General features: G+C 66.9%; 23 protein-coding genes. 14 read left to right on the forward strand and 9 right to left on the reverse strand.

The window, feature by feature from the left end; genetic code table 11:
* Positions 1–4 precede the first annotated feature (4 nt).
* Both mlaD and WV31_RS09030 read right to left on the reverse strand, forming a co-directional pair.
* A complete protein-coding gene (gene mlaD, locus WV31_RS09025) occupies positions 5–496 on the reverse strand; it encodes an outer membrane lipid asymmetry maintenance protein MlaD (RefSeq protein WP_085373238.1) in 492 nt (163 codons plus the stop codon).
* A gap of 26 nt (positions 497–522) precedes the next feature.
* Entirely contained in the window at positions 523–873 is a 351-nt protein-coding gene (locus tag WV31_RS09030; protein ID WP_085373239.1) for an NADH:ubiquinone oxidoreductase subunit NDUFA12, read from the reverse strand.
* A 359-nt stretch (positions 874–1232) separates the two neighbouring features.
* On the opposite strand from WV31_RS09030, the gene WV31_RS09035 reads away from it, so the two are divergent.
* Positions 1233–4907 (forward strand): vitamin B12-dependent ribonucleotide reductase, encoded by a 3675-nt coding sequence (locus WV31_RS09035; protein ID WP_085373240.1) that lies wholly within the window; start codon positions 1233–1235, stop codon positions 4905–4907.
* A 170-nt stretch (positions 4908–5077) separates the two neighbouring features.
* Here the strand turns inward: WV31_RS09035 and WV31_RS09040 are convergent, their stop codons facing one another.
* Positions 5078–5257 (reverse strand): hypothetical protein, encoded by a 180-nt coding sequence (locus WV31_RS09040; RefSeq protein ID WP_085373241.1) that lies wholly within the window; start codon positions 5255–5257, stop codon positions 5078–5080.
* A 224-nt stretch (positions 5258–5481) separates the two neighbouring features.
* Between WV31_RS09040 and WV31_RS09045 the strand changes: the two genes are divergently transcribed.
* Both WV31_RS09045 and WV31_RS09050 read left to right on the forward strand, forming a co-directional pair.
* Complete coding sequence (locus WV31_RS09045; protein WP_085373242.1) at positions 5482–6219, forward strand: substrate-binding periplasmic protein; 738 nt, start codon at positions 5482–5484, stop codon at positions 6217–6219.
* Between the two features lie 56 nt (positions 6220–6275).
* The gene (locus WV31_RS09050; RefSeq protein ID WP_168185887.1) at positions 6276–7676 is read left to right on the forward strand and encodes a sensor histidine kinase; all 1401 of its coding nucleotides are present in this window, start codon (positions 6276–6278) and stop codon (positions 7674–7676) included.
* Here the strand turns inward: WV31_RS09050 and WV31_RS09055 are convergent.
* Positions 7669–8427 carry a substrate-binding periplasmic protein gene (locus WV31_RS09055; RefSeq protein ID WP_085373244.1) on the reverse strand — a complete coding sequence of 253 codons (759 nt, stop codon included), beginning with the start codon at positions 8425–8427 and terminating at the stop codon, positions 7669–7671. The two genes, WV31_RS09050 and WV31_RS09055, sit on opposite strands and share 8 nt — an antisense overlap.
* Before the next feature lie 152 nt (positions 8428–8579).
* On the opposite strand from WV31_RS09055, the gene WV31_RS09060 reads away from it, so the two are divergent.
* Positions 8580–9053, forward strand: a complete 474-nt coding sequence (locus WV31_RS09060) for a TlpA family protein disulfide reductase (protein WP_085373245.1) — start codon at positions 8580–8582, stop codon at positions 9051–9053.
* On the opposite strand, the gene WV31_RS09065 is transcribed toward WV31_RS09060, so the two are convergent.
* Positions 9054–9287 carry a DUF1127 domain-containing protein gene (locus WV31_RS09065; protein ID WP_085373246.1) on the reverse strand — a complete coding sequence of 78 codons (234 nt, stop codon included), beginning with the start codon at positions 9285–9287 and terminating at the stop codon, positions 9054–9056.
* A gap of 170 nt (positions 9288–9457) precedes the next feature.
* Here WV31_RS09065 and WV31_RS09070 point away from each other — a divergent pair, with 170 nt between their 5' ends.
* On the forward strand, positions 9458–9925 hold the full coding sequence (locus WV31_RS09070; protein ID WP_085373247.1) for a RidA family protein: 468 nt from the start codon (positions 9458–9460) through the stop codon (positions 9923–9925).
* A gap of 17 nt (positions 9926–9942) precedes the next feature.
* Here the strand turns inward: WV31_RS09070 and WV31_RS09075 are convergent, their stop codons facing one another.
* Positions 9943–11064, reverse strand: coding sequence for a GGDEF domain-containing protein (locus WV31_RS09075; protein WP_237051555.1), 1122 nt, complete (start codon positions 11062–11064; stop codon positions 9943–9945).
* 292 nt (positions 11065–11356) lie between these two features.
* Between WV31_RS09075 and paaI the strand changes: the two genes are divergently transcribed.
* From paaI to paaK, 3 genes are read left to right on the forward strand one after another with little or no spacing between them, the layout of a single operon-like run.
* Complete coding sequence (gene paaI, locus WV31_RS09080) at positions 11357–11812, forward strand: hydroxyphenylacetyl-CoA thioesterase PaaI (RefSeq protein WP_085373249.1); 456 nt, start codon at positions 11357–11359, stop codon at positions 11810–11812.
* Positions 11813–13015 (forward strand): 3-oxoadipyl-CoA thiolase, encoded by a 1203-nt coding sequence (gene pcaF, locus WV31_RS09085; RefSeq protein ID WP_085373250.1) that lies wholly within the window; start codon positions 11813–11815, stop codon positions 13013–13015.
* A 59-nt stretch (positions 13016–13074) separates the two neighbouring features.
* Positions 13075–14403 (forward strand): phenylacetate--CoA ligase PaaK, encoded by a 1329-nt coding sequence (gene paaK / locus WV31_RS09090; RefSeq protein ID WP_085373251.1) that lies wholly within the window; start codon positions 13075–13077, stop codon positions 14401–14403.
* Positions 14404–14458: 55 nt separating this feature from the next.
* On the opposite strand, the gene WV31_RS09095 is transcribed toward paaK, so the two are convergent.
* From WV31_RS09095 to bioB, 3 genes are all read right to left on the reverse strand, one after another.
* Positions 14459–15151, reverse strand: a complete 693-nt coding sequence (locus WV31_RS09095; RefSeq protein ID WP_085373252.1) for an MgtC/SapB family protein — start codon at positions 15149–15151, stop codon at positions 14459–14461.
* Positions 15152–15285: 134 nt separating this feature from the next.
* The gene (locus WV31_RS09100; protein WP_168185888.1) at positions 15286–15687 is read right to left on the reverse strand and encodes a bacteriohemerythrin; all 402 of its coding nucleotides are present in this window, start codon (positions 15685–15687) and stop codon (positions 15286–15288) included.
* Positions 15688–15824: 137 nt separating this feature from the next.
* Positions 15825–16781 carry a biotin synthase BioB gene (gene bioB / locus WV31_RS09105; RefSeq protein WP_085373254.1) on the reverse strand — a complete coding sequence of 319 codons (957 nt, stop codon included), beginning with the start codon at positions 16779–16781 and terminating at the stop codon, positions 15825–15827.
* A 121-nt stretch (positions 16782–16902) separates the two neighbouring features.
* Here bioB and WV31_RS09110 point away from each other — a divergent pair, with 121 nt between their 5' ends.
* From WV31_RS09110 to WV31_RS09135, 6 genes are read left to right on the forward strand one after another with little or no spacing between them, the layout of a single operon-like run.
* Entirely contained in the window at positions 16903–18081 is a 1179-nt protein-coding gene (locus WV31_RS09110) for an aminotransferase class I/II-fold pyridoxal phosphate-dependent enzyme (protein WP_085373255.1), read from the forward strand.
* Positions 18078–18716: an alpha/beta fold hydrolase gene (locus WV31_RS09115; RefSeq protein ID WP_085375537.1), complete on the forward strand. Its 639-nt coding sequence runs from the start codon at positions 18078–18080 to the stop codon at positions 18714–18716. Before WV31_RS09110 ends, WV31_RS09115 begins: the two co-directional genes overlap by 4 nt.
* On the forward strand, positions 18713–19447 hold the full coding sequence (locus tag WV31_RS09120; protein ID WP_085373256.1) for a methyltransferase domain-containing protein: 735 nt from the start codon (positions 18713–18715) through the stop codon (positions 19445–19447). Before WV31_RS09115 ends, WV31_RS09120 begins: the two co-directional genes overlap by 4 nt.
* Positions 19444–20061, forward strand: coding sequence for a dethiobiotin synthase (gene bioD / locus WV31_RS09125; RefSeq protein ID WP_085373257.1), 618 nt, complete (start codon positions 19444–19446; stop codon positions 20059–20061). The genes WV31_RS09120 and bioD overlap by 4 nt, the downstream gene beginning before the upstream one ends.
* Positions 20058–21377 (forward strand): adenosylmethionine--8-amino-7-oxononanoate transaminase, encoded by a 1320-nt coding sequence (gene bioA / locus WV31_RS09130; protein ID WP_085373258.1) that lies wholly within the window; start codon positions 20058–20060, stop codon positions 21375–21377. The genes bioD and bioA overlap by 4 nt, the downstream gene beginning before the upstream one ends.
* Complete coding sequence (locus tag WV31_RS09135; RefSeq protein ID WP_085373259.1) at positions 21374–22381, forward strand: efflux RND transporter periplasmic adaptor subunit; 1008 nt, start codon at positions 21374–21376, stop codon at positions 22379–22381. The genes bioA and WV31_RS09135 overlap by 4 nt, the downstream gene beginning before the upstream one ends.
* Positions 22382–22393: the final 12 nt, after the last annotated feature.

Below are 22393 nucleotides of genomic sequence, written 5' to 3' on the forward strand. Positions count from 1 at the left end.
CTGCTCAATTGGTGGTGGACGGCAGAGGCTTGTCGAGGTAGCCGCGCTTGGCGCGGCCCTGCTGGATGATCATGTCCAGCAGATCCTCGATGACCACCGCATCCTGGGTGTATTGGATTTCAGCGCCGGCTTTCAGCATCTGCTCGTCGCCGCCCGGCTTGAGTTCGATGAACTTGGCCCCCAGCAGGCCGTCGGTATAGATCACCGCCGCCGTGTCGCTGGTGAGCTGGATGTCCTTGCGCAGCTGCAGGGTCAGGACGGCGCGGTAGCGCTCGTCCAGGGTCTGCTCGACCACCTTGCCGATGGGCGAGCCCGAGAGGCGCACGGTGCTACCCACATTGATGCCGTCGGCGCGGTTGAAACGGGCCTTCAGCACATAGCCATCCCCCGCCTCGGTGCTCTTGCCGCCAAGGGCGAAGGCCAGCATCAGCAGCATAGCCCCGGCCAGAACCACGGCCCCGCCCGTCACGGTATCGCGATCAACGCGGCTGACCATGCCCCCATTCCCCCATCAATCGGATATCAGGGCTGCCAAGCCTCGTAATCGCCGGTGGCGCGGTCGCGCTTGCCGCCGGCCAGATCGTGTCCGGGAGGCAGGTAAGCCCCGGCCGAACCGGTCTTGTTGGGCTGGTGCCGCTGCTGCCAGGCCTGGCGCGCCACGTCGGTCAGGGGCTTGTCGGCGGTGTAGTGCAGCCAGGCATGCCATTCGGGAGCGATGCGCGACGCCTCGACCTTGCCGTTATAGATCACCCAGCGCTTGGTGCGCCGGCCCTTGGCCTCGCTGCGCTCGGTGTAATAGCGGTTGCCCTCGGCATCGGTTCCAACCAGCTTGCCCTTGGCCCAGGTGAAAAGCAGGGTGCCCAGCGTCGCCATCTCGATCCTCGCGAAACAAATGTCGGGCGGACTATAGGCAAAAGGCACCCTCCCCGTCCAGAGGGGTTGCACGTTTCCCGCCCATCCCCCTGAAAATGGCGGAATCCCGACGACGGCACCACTAGCTGTGCCAAGATTCGTCGATTTCAAACACAATATGATGTGAATGCTTGGTAAAGAATCGTTGACGCCGAAGAGCGCCGTGACATAGGCTGCGTCTCTGTCGAGGGAAGACCACAAGATATTGTGGACGACACGGGAGAAGGGGGGAGACGCGCCCGAATCGGGGCGCCGGCCGCCATCTTTGTGTCCGCTTTCGACAGGATCGTCCAGGGATCAAGCGGAGCAGAGGGGCCAAAATGCGCGTCCAGCGTCACTACACCAAGTCCGGCGAAACCGCCTATGACGGAATCGTGTTCCGCAAGGCGACCAGCGAGATCCGCAACCCCGACGGCTCGGTGGTGTTCTCCGCCGCCGACATCGAGGTCCCCGCCGACTGGTCGCAGGTGGCCTGCGACGTTCTGGCCCAGAAGTATTTCCGCAAGGCCGGCGTGCCCGCCAAGTTGAAGCGCGTTTCCGAGAAGGGCGTGCCCGACTGGCTGTGCCGCCACGAGCCCGATACCGAAGCGCTGGCCAAGCTGCCCGAGAAAGAGCGCATCGTCGGCGAGAAGAGCGCCAAGCAGGTGTTCGACCGCCTGGCCGGCACCTGGACCTATTGGGGCTGGAAGGGCGGCTATTTCAACGCCGAGGAGGACGCCCTGGCCTTCCGCGACGAAATGGCCTGCATGCTGGCCCGCCAGATGGGCGCCCCCAATTCCCCGCAGTGGTTCAATACCGGCCTGCACTGGGCCTACGGCATCGATGGCCCAGGCCAGGGCCATTCCTATGTGGACTTCAAGACCGGCAAGCTGGTCCGCTCCAAGTCCGCCTACGAGCATCCCCAGCCCCACGCCTGCTTCATCCAGTCCATCGAGGACGATCTGGTCAATGAAGGCGGCATCATGGATTTGTGGGTGCGCGAGGCCCGCCTGTTCAAGTACGGCTCGGGCACCGGCACCAACTTCTCGCGGCTGCGCGGCGAGGGCGAGAAGCTGTCGGGCGGCGGCCGCTCGTCGGGCCTGATGAGCTTCCTCAAGATCGGTGACCGCGCCGCCGGCGCCATCAAGTCGGGCGGCACCACGCGCCGCGCCGCCAAGATGGTGGTGGTGGACGTGGACCATCCCGACATCGAGAAGTTCATTTCCTGGAAGGTGCGCGAAGAGCAGAAGGTGGCCGCCCTGGTGGCCGGCTCGCGCCTGGCCGCCCGCTGCCTGACCGAGGTGATGGCCGCCTGCCGCGAATGGGATGGTCAGGACGGCGAAGCCCGCTTCGACCCCAAGATCAACAAGCGCCTGAAGAAGGCCATTCTCGAGGGCCGCAAGTGCGAGATCCCCGAGAACTACATCCAACGGGTGATCCAGTTCGCGCGCCAGGGCTATACCCAGATCGACTTCCCCGTCCTGGACACCGACTGGGATTCCGAGGCCTACCTCACCGTTTCGGGCCAGAATTCCAACAATTCCGTGCGCGTCGACAACGGCTTCCTCAACGCCGTGCTGCACGACGCCGACTGGAACCTGAAGCACCGCAATTCCACCAAGGCCGCCAAGACGCTGAAGGCCCGCGATCTGTGGGAGCAGATCGGCGAGGCCGCCTGGGCCTGCGCCGATCCGGGCATCCAGTTCGACACCACCATCAACGAGTGGCACACCTGCCCGGAATCGGGGCGTATCAACGCCTCCAATCCCTGCTCGGAATACATGTTCCTGGACGACACCGCCTGCAATCTGGCGTCCTTGAACCTGCTGTGCTTCCGTAACGAGGACGGCTCCTTCGACGTGGAGGGCTTCCGCCACGCCTGCCGGCTGTGGACCATGGTGCTGGAAATCAGCGTGCTGATGGCCCAGTTCCCCTCGCCCAAGATCGCCGAGCTGTCCTACGAGTTCCGTACCCTGGGTCTGGGCTACGCCAATGTGGGCGGCCTGCTGATGGCGTCCGGCATTCCCTATGACAGCGAGAAGGGCCGCGCCCTGATCGGGGCCATCACCGCCCTGATGACCGGCGAGTCCTACGCCACCTCCGCCGACATGGCCGAGGAGCTGGGGGCCTTTGAAGGCTTCGAGAAGAACCGCGCCGCCATGATGCGGGTAATCCGCAACCATCGCCGCGCCGCCCACGGCATGGGCACCGGCTATGAAGGCCTGTCGGTCACCCCGGTGCCGCTGGATGCCGCCAACTGCCCCGACGCGCCCTTGCTGGCCGCCGCGCGCCAGGCCTGGGACGAGGCGCTGGCCAAGGGCGAGAAGCACGGCTTCCGCAATGCCCAGGCCACCGTGGTCGCCCCCACCGGCACCATCGGCCTGGTGATGGATTGCGACACCACCGGTATCGAGCCCGACTTCGCCCTGGTGAAGTTCAAGAAGCTGGCCGGCGGCGGCTACTTCAAGATCATCAACCGCATGGTGCCCGAAGCCCTGCGCAACCTGGGCTACAACGAAGGCGACATCGCCGAGATCATCCGCTACGCGGTCGGCCACGCCTCACTTCGCGGCGCGCCGCACATCAACCACGACACCCTGAAGGCCAAGGGCTTCGACGATGCCATGCTGGACAAGATCGAGTCCCAGCTGGAAAGCGCCTTCGACATCAAGTTCGTGTTCAACAAGTACGGCCTGGGCGAGCAGTTCTGCACCGAGACCTTAGGGATCCCCCAGGCCAAGCTGGACGACTACACCTTCGACATGCTGGCGTTCCTGGGCTTCTCGCGTGAGCAGATCGACGCCGCCAACACCTACGTCACCGGCGCCATGACGCTGGAAGGCGCGCCCTTCCTGAAGGACGAGCATCTGGCCGTCTTCGACTGCGCGTCGCCTTGCGGCCGCATCGGCAAGCGCTTCCTGTCGGTGGACAGCCATATCCGCATGATGGCCGCCGCCCAGCCCTTCATCTCGGGCGCCATCTCCAAGACCATCAACATGGCCAACAACGCCACGGTCGAGGATTGCAAGAACGCCTACATGCTGTCCTGGCGCTTAGGGATCAAGGCCAACGCGCTGTACCGCGACGGCTCCAAGCTGAGCCAGCCGCTGCAGGCCGCCCTGCTGGAAGACGCGGGTGAGCTGGCCGACGATCTGGCCGACGCCTCCATGGCGGCGCGCACCGAAATCGTCGCCGAGCGCATGGTCGAGCGGGTAGTCAGCCAGATCCAGGCCCGGCGCAAGCTGCCCGACCGCCGCAAGGGTTACATCCAGAAGGCCATCGTCGGCGGCCACAAGGTGTATCTCCACACCGGCGAGTACGAGGACGGCAAGCTGGGCGAGATCTTCATCGACATGCACAAGGAAGGCGCCGCCTTCCGCGCCATGATGAACAACTTCGCCATCGCCATCTCGGTGGGCCTGCAGTACGGCGTGCCCCTGGAGGAGTTCGTGGAGGCCTTCACCTTCACCCGCTTCGAGCCCTCGGGCATGGTGGAAGGCAACGACACCATCAAGATGTCGTCGTCGATCCTGGACTACATCTTCCGCGAGCTGGCCATCTCCTATCTCGGCCGCAACGACCTGGCCCATGTGGAGCCCGCCGACCTCACCCCCGACACCGTGGGCCGGGGCGCCCAGGAGGGCCTGCCCGAGGCCACCGCCGCGGCGGCGGCCGCCGCCCAGCATCTGGCGGTGGTGGAGAAGGTGGCGTCGCGCGGCTATGTGCGCTCGTCCAATCTGCTGTTCATGAAGCGCGGCTCCGGCCCCACCTCCATGTCGGCCGATATCTCGGGCGGCGCCATGCAGCTTGCCGCCGCCGCCCAGTCGGCGGTCAGCATCGCGGTGGACGCCGAAACCCTGATCCAGGAGTTCGACGCCCGCGCCGAACAGATCCGCGCGGCGCGCATGAAGGGCTATGAAGGCGACGCCTGCCCCGAATGCGGCAACTTCACCCTGGTGCGCAACGGCACCTGCCTGAAGTGCGACACCTGCGGCGGCACCACCGGCTGCTCGTAAACCGACAGAACCCGGCGCGGATACGAACTTAATCTCCTCGATCCGCGCAACGAAGGGCCGGCCCTCCCCCGGGGGGCCGGCCCCATTTTTTCGAGCCCGCCGCCGGACAAAGAAAAACCCCAGCCCGGGCGGGTTGGGGTCAATGAGAGGGAGAGAGAGTTCCCGCCGGTTCAGGCGGCCCGCCGAGAGTGGCGCTCGGCGATGGGAGCCAGGATGTTGGCCATTCCCGGATAAAGCGCCATCAGACGCTCCGCCTCGGCCCGGGCCAGTTCGCCTTCCACGTCCCGGCCATCGGCCTCGGCCTCGAGATGGGACAGCAGGTCACGCACATCCTTCAGATTGAATGTCATGGCCCCCTCCCATCGTTTTCCACTCCTCGATCCTAGCACCGGAGCGGGGAAGGACGCGCCCCACAACTCGTATCAGATTTACATGAATTATGATGAAAGTACGCATCACCGCCACGGAGGCCCGCCACGGAGGTAGGTGATTGCACCTACTCGCCAAATTCGCTACCGTCGAATCGGTCCTTCGTCATCGTGGAGGCGAGGCGGGGCCGAGTGGGGATGGAGCGATGTCCGTTCAAGCCGCCGCCAGATCAATGGCGACCCTGGCCCTGTGCATGTTCCTGGGCGGAACGGCGGCAGCGGAGCCGGTTCGTTTCGTCACCATCGACACCGCGCCTTGGGCCAGCGTGGAGCCGAAATCCGGCAAGGCCGAGGGAGTGTTTCCCGACATCGTCGCGGAACTGGTCCGGCGGACCGGCCTGGACATCCTGGTGGAACTGCAGCCCTTCGCCCGCATCCCCCGCGAGCTGGAAACCAGCCGCCAGGATTGCACCATCCTGGTGTGGAACGAGCAATGGGCGCCGTTCATGGTTCAGGGCGAAGTGGTCTCCAACCATCCGGTGGGCGTGATCGCCCGCAAGGGGCTGCGCCTGCGGTCTTATGAAAATCTGCGCGGCCTGTCGGTTTCGGTGCTGCGCGGACTGCCGCTCGGCCCCCGCTTCGATGGCGACGAATCGGTCCACAGGCAATACGACACCGATTATCTCCAGGGCCTCAACAAACTGGCCCATGGCCGCGTCGATGCGGTGGCGGGCGCCTTGCCGACCATCGCCTACCTGGCCGAGCAGAACGGCCTGGACCGGCATTTGGGCGACCGCCTGGAACTGAGCCAGATGCTGCTTCGCTTCCAGTGCGCCAAGGGATCGCCCCGCCTGGACGTCATGCCGGCGATCGATGCCGCCATCCGGGCCATGCTCGCCGACGGCACCATCGAGCGCATCAAGGCCAGCCGGGACTATCATTGATGCGAGACACCTCGGGCCTCGCCACATACGGACGCAGGATAGGGCTGGGGGCCCGATTGCTGCTCCTGATTCTGGGCTTCAGCTCCCTGGTTACCCTGATCTCGACGGCGGCCCAGCTCTATGTGGACTACCACCGCGACGTGGTGGCCATCGAGAGCCGGCTGAACGAAATCGAGCGCGGCAGCCTGGACAGCATCGCGGTCAGCCTGTGGAACGTGGACATCGAGTACCTGCGCCTGCAACTCGAGGGCCTGCTGCGGCTACCCGACATGCAGTCGCTGGAGGTGCGGGAAATGGGAGAAGGCCTGCGCTCGCCCATCACCCTGGTCATGGGGGACCCGGCCGCCCCCCACGTCATCAGCCGGACCATGCCCTTGACCCGGACCGACGAACGGGGAACCCGGCAGCTGGGCGTCATGGTGGCCACCGCCAGCCTGGACGGCGTCTATTCCCGCCTGGCCGACCGGGTGGCGCTGATCCTGCTGTCGCAATTCATCAAGACGCTGATCGTCTCGGCCTTCATCTTCTATATCGTCCATATGGTGGTCACCCGCCACATCACCGCCATCGCCGCCCATTTCCGCACCATGGGAACGGATGCGGGCTCGCCGCCCCTCAAACTGGCCCGGCGCGAGCGGCGGGATGAATTGACCGACCTGGTGGACTCGTTCAACGCGCTGACCGTCAACCTGCACGAAAGCTACGCCCAGGTCTCGCGCAGCAATGCCGGCCTGGAGGCGGCCCAGACCCTGGCCGCCAGGCGGGCGGTCAAGCTGGAGGAGGCCAATGGCGAGCTGCGGCGCCTGGCCATGGTCACCGCCCACCATCTGCAGGAACCGCTGCGCCCCATGACCGTCAACGCCCAGCGCATACAGCGGCGCCTTGCCGACGGCGACACGGATCTGGCGGAATGGTGCGCCTCCATCACCGATGGCACCGCCCATCTCGGCGCCCTGCTGCGCGATTTCCAGCGCTACGTCGCCGCCCTGACCGAGGAGCCCAGGCCGGGCGTCTGCGACATGACCGAGATAGCCGCCCAGGCTCGCGCCAGGGCGCTGGAACGGATCGGCGGCGAGGCGCGGATCGACCTTTCGCCCCTGCCCGTCCTGACCGCCGATCAGCGGATGATCTCGCAGGTCCTCGACGAGCTGTTCGACAATGCCCTGCGCCATGCCCGGCCGGGCGTCCCGCCGTGGATCGGCGTTTCGGCCGCCCGGGGCGAAGAGTGCTGGCAATTCACCGTAAGCGACAATGGCCCCGGCTTCGACGCCGGCATGGTCGACAAGGTCCTGGTGGTCTTCGAGGTGACCCATGGCCGGGCCCCTGACCATACCGGCCTGGGATTGCCCATGTGCCGGGCCATCCTGCGCGCCCATGGCGGGCGCATTGCCATCGAGGCATCGCCCTCGGGCGGCGTGGTGCGGTTCAGCCTTCCGGCTGATATGGCCGCTACCTGACTCCCCGCTCCGCCCCGGTCCGGGCGATGATCTCGGCCACCAGGCGGGAATTGCGGCCCAGCCATTCATCGAACTCGGCAATGATCTCGGGGGCCTTGACCGAGGACAGGCGGTAGCTGTCGGCCACGTGGGGGAGGTTGGGGGCGAAGGCCAGGGTGCCCGCCAGACCGGGAATGGAATCGGCGGCGTTGAGGGCGACCGCCACATTGCCGTAGGCGCCGTCGATACGCTTGGTCTGAACCTGACGCAGCAATTGCTCGAACGAGGAGTTCTCCTTCAGCTCCACCGCGCCGGATTTCAGGCGCTCGCCCCAGGCGAAGGGCGTGAAGCCGGCGATGGTGCCCAGGCTGTGAATGGCTTCGGGTCCCTGGGATAGCCCCTGACTGCGGACGATGGTTCCGTCGATGTAGTGGATCACCGGCTTGGAAAACGCGACGGCCCGCCCCTGGCGCAGGGCCGGCTGCCAGTCGGGGGAATCGGGAAACTTGAGGTCGATGCCGCCGTGGTTCAGTTCGGCGTAAAGCCGCTTGACCGGCAGGGCCTGGAAGGTCAGCCGATGTCCCGCCGCATTGGCGAAGGCGTCGAGAATTTCCCGCGCCGCCCCCTTGAACTGGCCATCAATGACGCCGTAGACCGGAGAATAATCGATGGCCTCGACGCCCACCACCAGATCGCGGGCCTGCGCCGGCGCTTCCACCAGGCATAGCAGGGCGATTGCGGCGACACCGCCTCTCACCGATCCGAACCACATGGACGTCGTCTCCCCAACAGAGTGAGCGAATTGAAGCACGCCGCCCCAAAGTGATCAACCGTGACGAAACGTCACGAGCTTGACCGTTGTCAACGCCGGTCCATCACGGCGACAATAGGGTCGCCCGGCAAGTAGGGGGTTACGGAGTTTCCATGCTGAACCGAGTTGTCGCGATACTCCTGGTCCTGCTGTCCATGGTTGCGGCCACCGCCTCGGCCGATCCCCGCCCCTTTGTCCGTGGATCGTGGCAGACCCTGCTGCAGGCCCATGCCGGGCGGCCGCTGGCGGTGCATTTCTGGTCGCTGACCTGCGCGCCCTGCCTCGCCGAGCTGCCGCAATGGCGCGACACCGTCAAGGCCGGTGGGGTGGACGTGGTCCTGGTCACCACCGACCCGCCCGAGGACACACCCAAGGTGGAACGCACCCTGAAACGGGCCGGTCTGGATAAGGTGGAAAGCTGGGGCTTCGCCGATTCCTTCGTCGAGAAGCTCCGCTTCGAGATCGACCGCGAATGGCGGGGCGAACTGCCCCTGACCATCCTGGTCACGGCCTCGGGCAAACGCGAGTCCCGGACCGGAACCCTCAGCCGCCAGGACATGGAATCCTGGCTGGCCGAAAGCCGCTGATCAGGCGTTGGGACGCCAGCCGGCCACGAAGCTGTCCACATCGGTGATGCCGATGTCCTTCAGCTCGCGGTGATCCAGCCCGGCCAGTTCATCGCGCAGGCGGGTCCGCTCGAAACGCAAGGCCAGGGGAGCGACGATCCGGCGGTCCAGGAAGCTGGCGGCCAGACCCAGGAGGCTGCGGCCCTCGGACCCCGAAGAGGAAGCGCAAGGCCGGATGGTGGGGGAAAGGGACATGGGAGCACCTGTTCTTGAATAACTTCAAGAAGCATATGGAACTATTGTGCGGCGCAACAATCCCCATGATTGCATGGCCCCATGCCGGCAACGCAGGCGTGGATGACAGCCGCGGCGCCAGGCGATAGTCTGTCTGCCTCACCGGCCACAACACCTGTCAGGAGCGGACCATGAGCGGCCCCATCAGCCAACGTCTGAAGCAGCTGGGCATCGAATTGCCTACCCCGCCGGCCGCCGTGGCCAATTACGTGCCCTTCGTGCAGACCGGCAATCTGGTGTTCATCTCCGGCCAGCTGCCGCTGGAAAACGGCAAGCTGGCGGTGACCGGCAAGCTGGGCGACAGCGTCTCCATCGAGGACGGAATCCGGGCGGCGCGGCTGTGCGCCATCAACCTGCTGGCCCAGGCCCGCGCCGCGGCCGGCGGTGATATCGAGCGTATCCGCCGCCTGGTGCGGCTGACCGCCTTCGTGGCCTGCACGCCGGCCTTCACCGACCAGCCCAAGGTGATCAACGGCGCCTCGGACCTGATGGCCGAGGTGCTGGGCGAAGCCGGCCGCCACGCCCGCGTCGCGGTGGGCGCGCCGTCCCTGCCGCTGGACGTGGCGGTGGAGATCGAGGGAATCTTCGAGCTGGGCTGACGCCGGAGGCCGGGCGGTCAGGCGGCGGTTTCGGCCAGCACCACGTCGCCGCAGCCGATCACCCGGTCCTTGCCCGACTGCTTGGCGGCGTACATGCGGTGGTCGGCGCGCTCGACCAGTTCGTTCCAGCTTTCGATACCGTCGGCGATGCGCTCGGCCACCCCGATGGAGGCGGTCAGCGGCCGGCCGTCGGGACGCATGCCGAGGCCGGCGGAGCGCAGGCGGGCCACGGCGATGGCGGCTCCCGCCGGATCGGTATTGGGCATCACCGCCAGGAATTCCTCGCCCCCCCAGCGGATCAGGATGTCGCCGCGGCGCAGCACCTTGCGCAGCGAGGTGGACGCGGTGCGCAGCGCGTTGTCGCCTTCCTCGTGGCCGTACTTGTCGTTGATGGACTTGAAGTTGTCCAGATCGACGAAGGCCAGGGACAGCGGAATCTTGGAGCGCATGGCGGTGACGAATTGCTGGACCAGCATCTCCTCGCCCACCCGGCGGTTATAGGCCCGGGTCAGGCCGTCGTGGGACGACTGGTCCACCAGCTGGCTCATGAAATGCAGCTGGCTCATACCCGACAGCGTCGCCACCATGGCCAGCAGCAGCAGCAGCCATTGGGCGCCCAGGTGGGACGCGAAGGGCAGCAGCTGATAGCCCAGGGTTCCGGTCAGGAAGTAGGCCACGACCATGGGCAGGCCCAGCAGGGCACCTTCCAGGGCGGTGATGGGAAACACCGACAGCCCCGCCACCATGACGAAGGGCAGGAAGGCGTAGCCGGCGGCGATCACCTGCTGCGCCGGATCGTTGATGGCGAACTGGGCCAGAAGCGGATGGCTGATCAGGAAGAACACCGTGGGAATGGTCAGCAGCCAGACCAGCCCCCAGCGGGCCACCGACACGCTGTCCGAACCGCGATAGGACAGCGCCAGCAGCACGAAGGCGATGGACGCCATCACGCGCAGCGCCGCCAGATACATGGCCAGCGTGGTCTCGAAGATGATCAGATCGACCGGTATCCACAGCGGCGTCAGCACCGCGAAGGTCGCCGCCACCAGCCGGACACGCGACAGGATCAGAAGCGAACGGCGGCGCTGGACGAAGGCTGATTGGCGAGTGGGCAGGAACAGATCGAAGATCTCGGACATCGTCATTCCGGAGAACACGATACCCAGAACCTTCTTTATAACGGCTTTTATAACAAGCACGTCGCGCCTTCCTTATACCCTTTGCGCACATGGGCTGACGGTAATGCGGTCCTGGAATCGTTGCAAGGAAAACTACTTCCTTGGGGTATGCCCCCAGAACGAATGGGAACATGCTTTCGTTTGAAACCACACCCTATTTGTCGCCCTCGTTCCATCTCCCGATTGACGCGCCCCCGGTTAATTCGGTATTACGATACCAAATTGGGCGACAGACCCGCGGGAGTGAAACACGATGCCCCACAGGGCAACCGAGGACAGCCAGCGCCAGGCCCTGGCCGAGCGCGTCGCAGCGGCCATCGGCGAGAAGGCGACAGCACCGCGCGCGCTGGGAATCGAGCTGGACACCATTGGTCCGGGCCACGCCCGCATGTCCATGACGGTCACCGGCGACATGCTGAATGCCGTCGGCACCGGCCATGGCGGCATCACCTTCACCCTGGCCGACACCGCCTTCGCCTATGCCTGCAATTCCTATGACCGGCCTGCCGTCGCGCTGTCTTGCACCATCACCTACCCGGCGGCGGCACATCCGGGCGACCGCCTGACCGCCGAGTGCCGCGAAATTCACCGCAAGGGCCGCAACGGTACCTATGACTGCACCGTCACCAACCAGACCGGCGAGGTGGTCGCCCTGTTCCGCGGCCAGTGCCGCATCCTCGAAGGCCATATCGTCGAAGGAAATCCATAGATGACCGAAGCGCTGATCTGCGACTACACCCGCACCCCCATCGGCCGCTATGCGGGCGTGCTTTCGGGCGTGCGCACCGACGACCTGGCCGCCCACCCCATCAAGGCGCTGATGGCCCGCCATGCCGGGCTGGACTGGAACCTGCTGGATGAGGTCGCAATGGGCTGCGCCAACCAGGCGGGCGAGGACAACCGCAACGTGGCGCGCATGGCGCTGCTGCTGGCCGGCCTGCCCTATTCCATCGGCGGCACCACCTTGAACCGCCTGTGCGGGTCGGGCATGGACGCGGTGGGCTACGCGGCGCGGGCCATCATGACCGGCGAGGCCGAGCTGATGATCGCCGGCGGCGTGGAAAGCATGAGCCGCGCCCCCTTCGTCATGAACAAGGCCGACAGCGCCTTCTCGCGCGACGCCCGCATCTACGACACCACCATCGGCTGGCGCTTCGTCAATGCCCAGATGGAGAAGGCGTTTGGGACGGATTCCATGCCGGAAACCGCCGAGAACGTGGCCGAGCAGTTCAAGATTGCCCGCGACGACCAGGATGCCTTCGCGCTTCGCTCCCAGGCCAAGGCCTCGGCGGCGCAGAAGAACGGCCGGCTGGCCCTGGAGATCTCCCCCGTCACGCTTCCCGCCCGCAAGGGCGACCCGGTGGTGGTGAGCAATGACGAGCACCCGCGCGAGACCACCATCGAGGCCCTGGCCAAGCTGAAGGCGCCGTTCCGCGCTGGCGGCTCCATCACCGCGGGCAACGCATCCGGCGTCAACGATGGCGCGGCGGCCCTGCTGATCGCCTCGCCCGCCGCCGCCAAGGCCCACGGGCTGACCCCCATCGCCCGCATCCTGGGCATGGCTGCCGCCGGCGTCGAGCCGCGCATCATGGGCATCGGCCCGGTGCCGGCCACCAACAAGCTGCTGGCCCGCCTGGGCCTGACCCTGGCCGACATGGACGTCATGGAGTTCAACGAGGCCTTCGCCGCCCAGGCCCTGGCCTGCACGCGGGCGCTGGGCCTCGCCGACGACGACCAGCGCGTCAATCCCAACGGCGGCGCCATCGCGCTCGGTCATCCGCTGGGCATGACCGGGGCGCGCATCGTCGGCACCGCCGCGCTGCAACTGGCCCAGACCGGCGGCAAGCGGGCTCTGGCCACCATGTGCATCGGCGTCGGCCAGGGCATCGCCATGGTCATCGAGAAAGTTTAATCTGTAACTGTCCTGGCGGAGACCCCGACAGAGGGTCCCGCCGCTTCGGGAGGATGTTTATGTCTAAGACCGCGCATCGCCGGGTTCCGCCGGCCAAGGACCTGCTCGACCCCATCGAAATCGCCAGCCGCGACCAGATTTCCGCGCTGCAGACCGAACGCATGAAATGGTCGCTGACCCATGCCTACAACAATGTCGAGCACTACCGGAAGAAGTGCCAGGACAAGGGCGTTCATCCCGACGACTTCAAGGAATTGAAGGATCTGGCCAAGTTCCCCTTCACCACCAAGTCGGACCTGCGCGACACCTACCCCTTCGGCATGTTCGCCGTGCCCATGGATGACGTGGTGCGCGTCCACGCCAGTTCGGGCACCACCGGCAAGCCCACCGTGGTCGGCTATACCCAGAACGACATCAACATGTGGGCGAACGTGATGGCGCGCTCCATCCGCGCCGCCGGCGGCCGCAAACAGGACAAGTGCCACGTCTCCTACGGCTACGGCCTGTTCACCGGCGGCCTGGGCGCCCATTACGGCGCCGAGCGCCTGGGCTGCACCGTCATCCCCATGTCGGGCGGCCAGACGGAAAAGCAGATCCAGCTGATCATGGACTTCAAGCCCGAGCTGATCATGGTCACCCCCAGCTACATGCTGGCCATCGCCGACGAGATGGACCGCATGGGGATCGACACCAAGACCTGCCCGCTGCAGGTGGGCATCTTCGGCGCCGAGCCCTGGACCGGGGCCATGCGCGAGGAAATCGAGGTCCGCATGGGCATCGAGGCGGTGGACATCTACGGCCTGTCGGAAGTGATCGGCCCCGGCGTCGCCTGCGAATGCGTCGAGACCAAGGACGGCCTGCATCTGTGGGAAGACCACTTCTACCCGGAGATCATCGATCCCCATACCGGCGAAGTGCTGCCCGACGGCTCCATGGGCGAGCTGGTGTTCACCAGCCTGACCAAGGAAGCCCTGCCCATCATCCGCTACCGCACCCGCGATCTGACCCAGCTGCTGCCGGGCACGGCGCGCTCCATGCGGCGCATGGGCAAGATCACCGGCCGGTCCGACGACATGCTGATCATCCGCGGCGTCAACGTCTTCCCGACCCAGATCGAGGAGCTGATCCTCAAGGATTACCGCCTGGCGCCCCATTACCAGCTGGAAGTCACCCGCGACGGCCACCTGGACTCGGTGACGGTCAACGTGGAAGTGCGCGCCGACCAGCCCTACGACGACAGCGCCCTGGTGGCCGCGTCCAAGGACCTGCAGCACCACATCAAGTCCTATATCGGCATCAGCACCAAGGTGAACGTGCTGGCCCCCAACTCCATCGAGCGCTCCATGGGCAAGGCCCGCCGCGTCATCGACAAGCGGCCGAAGGCGTAAGGATAAGGGCCCCTCCCCCATCCCCGATGGGGAGGGGCCCCCTTCCTGGCTGGTCTCAATCGCCCGTCGGCGACACCCGGAACTCCAGCACGTCGCCCAAACCGCGCAATCCGGCCACCAGCCGTTCCACGTTGTCGCGGTCGGCGGTGCGGATCACCATCTTGTATTCGAACACCGAGCCGCCCTCGCACAGGCGGTAGCTCATGTTGGAGATGGTGAAGCCGTGGCCTTCGATCAGGCCCTTCACCTCGGCCTCGGGCATGGCCTTGTCGCGGGCGAAACGCAGCAGGTGGTGGGCGTAGAACTGCGACGGCATACGGTATTCAACCATGCGGAACAGCGCCAGCGTGGCCACCGTCACCACCGTCGCCGCCACCGCCGGGGAATAGAACCCGACGCCGAACAGAATTCCCAGGGCCGCCGTCATCCAGATGGAGGCGGCGGTGGTCAGGCCGCGCACCGTCAGCCCCTCCTTGAAGATTACCCCCGCCCCCAGGAAGCCGATCCCGGTCATGATGCCCTGGGCCATGCGGGTGGGGTCGGTACGCACCGTCTCCATGGGCACCACACCCAGCCATTCCCACTGATAGATGGTGACCAGCATCAAAAGGGCTGAGGCGACACAGACCAGGGCGTGGGTGCGAAAGCCGGCGGGGCGACCGTGGAAGCTGCGCTCGGCCCCCACCAGACTGCCGGCGGCCCAGGCGCTGCCCAGATGAATGGCGATTTCCAGATGCTGGGGGCTCATCCGTCCCTCCCTCAAACCAGAGGACGGATGAAGTGTTGCACTTCTATGACAGCAGGGGAATCAGCCTAAAGCGATATCGCTAAGACATCGCTTTCATAGCCACCCTCCAGCATCGGATTCAAAGTCAGGGAATTTCAGGCCGGTGCCGCCTGGGTGCTCATGAATTGCGAGAACAGCAGGTCGTGGGTACGGATATGCTCGACCAGCAGATGCCGCAGCACCTGGGATTCGGCCATCATCACGTCGGAATCGCCCAGGTCGAATCCGGCCTGGATGCGGCGCAACTGCTCCATCAGGCGGTCGTGCTCGGTTTCGTGGCCGCCGATGTCGGGATAGGCGGCAAAGCGCATCAGCACCATTTCCGACATGAAATGCACGTCGGTGAAGTCCAGTAGTTGCTCCACCAGCGCCCGGACCTCGTCGGCCGAGGCTCCGGCTTCCAGGGCGCGTTCCAGGGCCGCGATCAGCCCCACCTGGATGCGGTGCTCGCCATCCATCTCCGCCTGACCATCCTGCATACCGGACATTGAGCTCATCGACACCTCCCCGCGACGGTGGAACATGTCAGATGGCGCCGGACAAGATCGATTCCAAGGCCCCGGCATTTCCTTCACAAAAAACCCCGCCGGAACGTTCCCGGCGGGGTCTTGAGGTCACCGACGAAGAAAGCAGCCTACATGGGCGTCAGGCCCAGCTTGCCGAACAGGCTCTTGTCCTGGCCCGGCGCGGCGTTCTTGGCGGTCAGCAGCTTCTGGCCGCAGAACACCGAATTGGCCCCGGCCAGGAAGCACAGGGACTGCATCTCCTCGCTCATGCCTTCGCGACCGGCCGACAGGCGGACGAAGGATTTGGGCATGGTGATGCGGGCCACCGCGATGGTGCGGATGAAGTCGAAGGAATCGGGGCGCTCGGCATTGGCCAGCGGCGTGCCCTGGATGGGGATCAGCAGGTTGATCGGCACGCTGTCGGGATGCTTGGGCATGTTGGCCAGGGTCTGGATCATGCGGGCGCGGTCGGTCCGCGTCTCGCCCAGGCCGACGATGCCGCCCGAACAGATGTGCAGGCCGGCGTCCCGCACCACGTCCAGGGTGTCCAGGCGGTCCTGGAAGGTCCGGGTGGTGATCACCTCGGCGTAATGCTCGGGGCTGGTGTCGATGTTGTGGTTGTAATAGTCGAGCCCGGCGTCCTTCAGGCGCTGGGCTTGCCACTTGTCCAGCAGGCCGAAAGTGGCGCAGGTTTCCATGCCCAGCGCCTTGACGCCCTCGATCATGGCCACCGCCACCTCGAAATCGTCGCCCTTGGGGCCGCGCCAGGCGGCGCCCATGCAGAAGCGGGACGCCCCTTCCTCCTTGGCCTTGCGGGCGGATTCGACCACCTCTTCCACCGCCAGAAGCTTTTCCTTTTCCAGCCCCGTGGCGTAGTGGGCGCTTTGGGGGCAGTAGGAGCAATCCTCGGGGCAGGACCCGGTCTTGATGGAGATCAGGCGCGACACCTGGACGCGGTTGGCGTCGAAATTGGCGCGGTGCACCGTCTGCGCCTGAAACATCAGGTCGTTGAAGGGAAGCGCGAACAGCGCCTCGATCTCGTCCGTGCTCCAGTCGTGCCGGAGTCCGTCGTCCTTCGCCACCATGTCAACTGCTGCCTGAGCCGTCACCGCCGTGTCCTCTTATGATGCCTTGCGGGGGCCGCAATGTAGTCCCCCGCATGCGCCCTTTGCAACAGGAGCGAAAACCCTCTATCAAGTCGCGGTGATGATGGGCCTGGACGACAGCATCGGACTCTTTCTCGACGGCCTGGAGCAGGCCGGGCGCAAGCGGGTTTTGCGTCCGGTCGATCCCCTGCCCGCTGGCCGGGTGCGCGTGGGCGGACGCGAGCTGATCAACTTTTCCTCCAACGACTATCTCGGCCTGTCGCGCCACCCGGAGGTGGTGGAACGCTCGCGGCGCTGGCTGAACGAATTCGGCGCCGGTTCGGGCGCCTCGCGCCTGGTTACCGGCCATCTCGCCGCCATGGAGGCGTTGGAGACCAAGATCGCCCGGGCCAAGCAGACCGAGGCCGCCCTGATCCTGGCCAGCGGCTGGCAGTGCAACGCCTCGGTGCTGCCCGCGCTGCTGGACAAGGCCGTGTGGGGGGCCGAGCCCCTGGTCTTCGCCGACAAGCTGATCCATGCCAGCCTGCATGCCGGGCTGGAGCTGTCGGGGGCGCGGCGCTACCGCTATCGCCACGACGATTTCGACCACCTGGAAAGCCTGCTGGCCGCCCACGCCGGCAAGCCCGGTCCGCGCTTCATCGTCACCGAGACGGTGTTCTCCATGGACGGCGACGTCACCGACATGGCGGCCCTGTCCGCCCTGGCCCGGCGCTGGGACGCCTTTCTCTACGTGGACGAGGCCCACGCCACCGGCGTGCTGGGGCCCCAGGGCTTCGGGCTGTCGCCGGGCATGGGCGCCCACATGGCCATGGGCACCTTCTCCAAGGGCATGGGCAGCTTCGGCGCCTATGTGGCCTGCTCGGCCCGCCTGCGGGACTTGCTGATCAACCGCGCCTCGGGGTTGATCTACGCCACCGGCCTGCCGCCGGCCACCCTGGGCGCCATCGACGCCGCCCTGGATCTGGTGCCGCGCCTGGAAGGCGAGCGCACCCGCCTGCAGCTGATGGCCCGGCATCTGCGCGAGGGGTTGCGGGCGGCGGGGTTGGATACCGGCCCCTCGGCCTGCCAGATCGTGCCGTTGATCCTCGGCGACGAGCAGCGCACCCTTGGCGTTGCCAAGGCGCTCGAGGCGCGCGGCCTGCTGGGCATCGCCATCCGTCCGCCCACCGTGCCGCCGGGCACCAGCCGCATCCGCTTCGCCCTGTCGGCGGTCCATTCCGATGCCGACATCGAGCGGCTGCTGGCCGCCATCGTCGAATGCGTGGAGGCGGCACGGTGAGCCCGCCGCTGTTGGCCGTCCACGGCTGGGGCTTCGACGCCGGCTTCTGGATGCCGGTCTTGGAGCGCCTGCCCGATTTCCGGGGCGATTGCGTCGATATGGGCTTTTACGGCCGCCCCAAACGCCCCAAGGTGCCGCGCCCGCTGATCCTGGCCCATTCCATGGGGCTGGCGTGGGCGCTGGCCAACATTCCCAGGCCCTGGGCCGGGGTGCTGGCGGTCAACGCCTTTCCCCGCTTCACCCGCTCGCCCAACTTCGTCGATGGGGTGCCGCCGCGTCTGGTGGAGCGCATGCTGGCCCGCTTCGACGAAGCGCCCCGGCAGGTGACCGCCGATTTCCTCGTCCGCTGCGGCATCGAGTCTCCCGACACCTCGGCCATCGCGCCGGAACCGCTGAAAGAGACGCTGTCCTGGCTGGGCCAGTGCGACGAGCGCACCACGCTCCGCATGCTGCCCTGCCCCGTGCTGGCCCTGGCCGGCACCAATGATCCCATCGTGCCCCAGGGAATGAGTCTGGCCAGCTTCGCGGCCGAGACCCTGGTGCTGGCCGAGGGCGCGGGGCACCTGCTGCCGCTGACCCATCCCGACTGGGTGGCGTCCCAGGTCCGCCTGTTCGCCGCGAGGCTGGAGGCATGAGCCGCAAGAAGGCCATCGCCGGGGCGTTTTCCGCCGCCGCCGCCACCTATGAGTCCGCCGCCCGCGCCCAGGTCTGGGCCGCCGACGCCCTGGTGGAGCGGCTGGGGGGGCTTTCGGCCCCGATCAGCGTGCTGGAGCTGGGCTGCGGCACCGGCCTGCTCACCCGCCGCCTGGCCGCCGTCCTGCCCAAGGGCTCGCGCATTCTCGCCACCGACCTCAGCCCGGCCATGGTCGAGACGGCCCGCAACGCCCTCCCCGACCTTTCCTTCGCGGTAATGGACGCCGAGGCCCCCCATGTGGCCGGGCCGTTCGACCTGATCGTTTCCTCCCTGGCGGCCCAGTGGTTCGCCGATCTGCCCGCCACCCTGGGGCGACTGTCCGCCCTGCTGGCCCCCGGCGGGCGGCTGCTGCTCGCCACCTTAGGCGCCGGCACCTTCGCCCAGTGGAAGGACGCGCACCGGGCGCTGGGCCTGGACTCCGGCGTGCCCGACTACCCCACGGCGGACGGACCGGCCGCCTGGCTGCCCGGCGTACGGGTGGAGTCGGCTCCTTTGACCCTGGACTATGCCGACGGGCGGGATTTCCTCCAATCGCTGGAGGCGCTGGGGGCCCAGACCCCAAAACCCGGCCATCGCCCGTTGCCGCCGGGGCAACTCCGGCGCATCATCAGGGCCATGGGCAATCCCTGCAAAATCACCTGGGACATCCTGCTGCTGGACTACCGCGCATGAGGGGCGTCTTCGTTACCGGCACCGACACCGACGTGGGCAAGACCCTGGTCTCGGCCTGGCTGGCCCAGCACTGGGCCGCCGATTACTGGAAGCCCGTCCAGACCGGCTCGACCCAGGGCAGCGATTTCGACTCCGTCGCCCGGCTGGCGCCCGCCGCCCGCATCCATCCCTCGGGCGTCGTGCTGGCCGCGCCCCTGTCGCCCCACGAGGCGGCGCGGCGCGAGAAGACCCGCATCGATCTCACCTCCCTGGTGCCGCCCGCCACCGATCGGCCCCTGGTGGTAGAAGGCGCCGGCGGCGTCATGGTGCCCATCAACGAGGTGGCGCTGATGATCGACCTGATGGAGCGCCTCGCCCTGCCCGCCATCGTGGTGGCGCGGTCTGGCTTAGGGACCATCAACCACACCCTGATGACGCTGGAGATGCTTCGCCGTCGCCGGGTTCCCATCCTGGGCGTGGTGATGAACGGCCAGAAGAATCCCGCCAACCGCGAGGCTATCGAGCATTTCGGCGCCATCCGCGTGCTGGCCGAGATCGAGGCCCTGCCCGCCGTCACCGCCGCCACCATCGCCGGCCTGCCCCCGCCCACCTTTTGCTGTCCGGGTGAACCATGACCTTGTCCTATGACGATCTTCGGGCGCTGGACGCCCGCCATGTCTGGCATCCCTTCACCCAGGCCGGCACCGCCAAGCCGGCCATCCTGGCCCTGGGCGCCAAGGGTGCCTCCATCTTCGCCGCCGACGGGCGGGAATATCTCGACATGGTGTCGTCGTGGTGGGTCAACCTGCACGGCCACGCCAACCCGGCCATCGCCCAGGCCGTCGCCGACCAGGCCGGACGGCTGGAGCAGGTGATCTTCGCCGACTTCACCCACGAGCCCGCCGCCCGCCTCGCCGCCCGGGTCTGCCAGCGCCTGCCCGGCGATCTCAACCGGGTGTTCTATTCCGACGACGGTTCCACCGCCGTGGAAGTGGCGCTGAAGCTGGCGCATCAGTACTGGCGCAACAAGGGCCAGCACCGTTCCATCTACATCGCCTTCGAGGGCGGCTACCACGGAGACACCGCCGGCGCCATGTCGGCCGGGCATTCCTCGGGCTATTTCAGCGCCTGGAAGGAGATGCTGTTCCCGGTCCAGACCGCCCCCTTCCCCGCCACCTGGGACGGCGACGAGGAGGTGGAGGCCAAGGAGGCGGCGGCGCTGGACGCGCTGGACATGATGTTCTCCACCAATCCGGACCGCGTCTCCGCCGTGATCGTCGAGCCGCTGATCCAAGGCGCCAGCGGCATGCGCATGTGCCGCCCCGAGTTCCTGGTCAAGCTGGAGGCCAAGGTGCGCGAGCACGGCTCGCTCCTGATCCTCGACGAGGTGATGACCGGCTTCGGACGTACCGGCGACATCTTCGCCTGCGTGAAATCGGGCATCACCCCCGACCTGGTCTGCCTGTCCAAGGGACTGACCGGCGGCTTCCTGGCCCTGTCCATGACCGTGGCCCGCGACGGCATCTTCGAGGCCTTCCTGGGCCAGGACCTGTCGAAGGCCTTCCTGCACGGCCATTCCTACACCGCCAACCCCATCGGCTGCGCCGCCGGCCTGGCCTCGCTCGACCTGCTGGAAGGCCCCGCTTGCCAGCAGCGCATCAAGGAGATCGAGGCCACCCACCGGGAGCGCCTGGACGGCCTGAAAGCCCTTGCCAACGTCGCCCATACAAGGCTGACCGGCACGGTGGCGGCGCTGGACGTCATCGGCGGCGGCAAGGGGTATCAGGCCGGCATCGGACCGAAGATGAAGGCCGCCTTCCTGGAGCGCGGCCTGCTGCTGCGCCCCTTGGGCAACGTCCTTTACCTGCTGCCGCCCTACTGCATCACCGATGCCGAATTGCATCGCGCCTGGGACGGGGTGGAGGACGTTCTGCGGATTCTGGTGAAATGACCAGACGCCTGCTCCGCCAAATCCCGCTGCTGCTGATCCTTCTGGGCATCGCCGCCGCCGGTGTCTGGTGGTGGTGGCGAATGTCGGCGCCCGAGGTGGCTCTGGCATTGCCCAGGCGCGGCCCGGCGGTGGAGGCCATCTACGCCACCGGCACGGTGGAGGCCGAGAAATGGGCGCGCATCGCCCCCGTCTCGCCCGGGCGCATCGCCGAGATTCTGGCCTTGGAGGGCGACAGCGTGAAGGAGGGCCAGCCCCTGGCCCGCCTGGACGACCGCGAGGCCCGGGCCAGGATCGCCGAACTGGAGGCCAAGGCCGCCTATTGGCGGGAAGAGATGAACCGCTCGGCGGCGCTGACCGAACGGGGCTACCGCTCCACCGAAGCGACCCAGAAGGCGCGCAGCGAATTCAACCAGATCACCGCCGCCATCAACGCCGCGCGCCAGAAGCGCTCGGACCTGCTGGTCACCTCGCCCATGGACGGCGTGGTCCTGAAGCGCGACGGCGAAGTGGGCGAACTGGCCGAGGTCAAGGATGCCCTGTTCTGGGTCGGCGCGCCCCACCCCCTTCGCATCACCGCCGAGGTGGACGAGGAGGACATCGCCCGGGTCAGGATCGGCCAGAAGGTGCTGATCAAGGCCGACGCCTTCGCCGAGCGGGTGCTGGAAGCCCGGGTCGACCGCATCACGCCCAAGGGCGATCCGGTCAACAAGACCTTCCGCGTCCGGGTAATGCTGCCCGACGACACGCCCCTGCTGGTGGGCATGACCACCGAGATCAACATCATCACCGCCGAGCACACCGACGCCCTGCTGATCCCGGTCACCGCGCTGCGGGACGGCACCGCGCTGATCGCGGAGGACGGCCGCGTCGCCGCCCTTGCCCTTTCCATCGGTATCCGCGGCCGCACCATGGTCGAGGTGACCGGCGGCCTGGCACCCGACCGGCCGGTGATCGCCTCGCCCCCCGCCGGCTTAAAGCCCGGCGACCGCGTCCGGGTGAAATAGGGAGGGCCGGAG

Origin of the sequence: Magnetospirillum sp. ME-1 (genome assembly GCF_002105535.1) — a bacterium.
Lineage (GTDB): Bacteria > Pseudomonadota > Alphaproteobacteria > Rhodospirillales > Magnetospirillaceae > Phaeospirillum.

What these genes read in the sequence shown, in the direction of transcription:
- mlaD (WP_085373238.1), bottom strand. Translation starts at nt 496, where the DNA reads ATGGTCAGCCGCGTTGATCGCGATACCGTGACGGGCGGGGCCGTGGTT.
- WV31_RS09030 (WP_085373239.1), bottom strand. Translation starts at nt 873, where the DNA reads ATGGCGACGCTGGGCACCCTGCTTTTCACCTGGGCCAAGGGCAAGCTG.
- WV31_RS09035 (WP_085373240.1), top strand. Translation starts at nt 1,233, where the DNA reads ATGCGCGTCCAGCGTCACTACACCAAGTCCGGCGAAACCGCCTATGAC.
- WV31_RS09040 (WP_085373241.1), bottom strand. Translation starts at nt 5,257, where the DNA reads ATGACATTCAATCTGAAGGATGTGCGTGACCTGCTGTCCCATCTCGAG.
- WV31_RS09045 (WP_085373242.1), top strand. Translation starts at nt 5,482, where the DNA reads ATGTCCGTTCAAGCCGCCGCCAGATCAATGGCGACCCTGGCCCTGTGC.
- WV31_RS09055 (WP_085373244.1), bottom strand. Translation starts at nt 8,427, where the DNA reads ATGTGGTTCGGATCGGTGAGAGGCGGTGTCGCCGCAATCGCCCTGCTA.
- WV31_RS09060 (WP_085373245.1), top strand. Translation starts at nt 8,580, where the DNA reads ATGCTGAACCGAGTTGTCGCGATACTCCTGGTCCTGCTGTCCATGGTT.
- WV31_RS09065 (WP_085373246.1), bottom strand. Translation starts at nt 9,287, where the DNA reads ATGTCCCTTTCCCCCACCATCCGGCCTTGCGCTTCCTCTTCGGGGTCC.
- WV31_RS09070 (WP_085373247.1), top strand. Translation starts at nt 9,458, where the DNA reads ATGAGCGGCCCCATCAGCCAACGTCTGAAGCAGCTGGGCATCGAATTG.
- WV31_RS09075 (WP_237051555.1), bottom strand. Translation starts at nt 11,064, where the DNA reads ATGTCCGAGATCTTCGATCTGTTCCTGCCCACTCGCCAATCAGCCTTC.
- paaI (WP_085373249.1), top strand. Translation starts at nt 11,357, where the DNA reads ATGCCCCACAGGGCAACCGAGGACAGCCAGCGCCAGGCCCTGGCCGAG.
- pcaF (WP_085373250.1), top strand. Translation starts at nt 11,813, where the DNA reads ATGACCGAAGCGCTGATCTGCGACTACACCCGCACCCCCATCGGCCGC.
- paaK (WP_085373251.1), top strand. Translation starts at nt 13,075, where the DNA reads ATGTCTAAGACCGCGCATCGCCGGGTTCCGCCGGCCAAGGACCTGCTC.
- WV31_RS09095 (WP_085373252.1), bottom strand. Translation starts at nt 15,151, where the DNA reads ATGAGCCCCCAGCATCTGGAAATCGCCATTCATCTGGGCAGCGCCTGG.
- WV31_RS09100 (WP_168185888.1), bottom strand. Translation starts at nt 15,687, where the DNA reads ATGAGCTCAATGTCCGGTATGCAGGATGGTCAGGCGGAGATGGATGGC.
- bioB (WP_085373254.1), bottom strand. Translation starts at nt 16,781, where the DNA reads ATGGTGGCGAAGGACGACGGACTCCGGCACGACTGGAGCACGGACGAG.
- WV31_RS09110 (WP_085373255.1), top strand. Translation starts at nt 16,903, where the DNA reads ATGATGGGCCTGGACGACAGCATCGGACTCTTTCTCGACGGCCTGGAG.
- WV31_RS09120 (WP_085373256.1), top strand. Translation starts at nt 18,713, where the DNA reads ATGAGCCGCAAGAAGGCCATCGCCGGGGCGTTTTCCGCCGCCGCCGCC.
- bioD (WP_085373257.1), top strand. Translation starts at nt 19,444, where the DNA reads ATGAGGGGCGTCTTCGTTACCGGCACCGACACCGACGTGGGCAAGACC.
- bioA (WP_085373258.1), top strand. Translation starts at nt 20,058, where the DNA reads ATGACCTTGTCCTATGACGATCTTCGGGCGCTGGACGCCCGCCATGTC.
- WV31_RS09135 (WP_085373259.1), top strand. Translation starts at nt 21,374, where the DNA reads ATGACCAGACGCCTGCTCCGCCAAATCCCGCTGCTGCTGATCCTTCTG.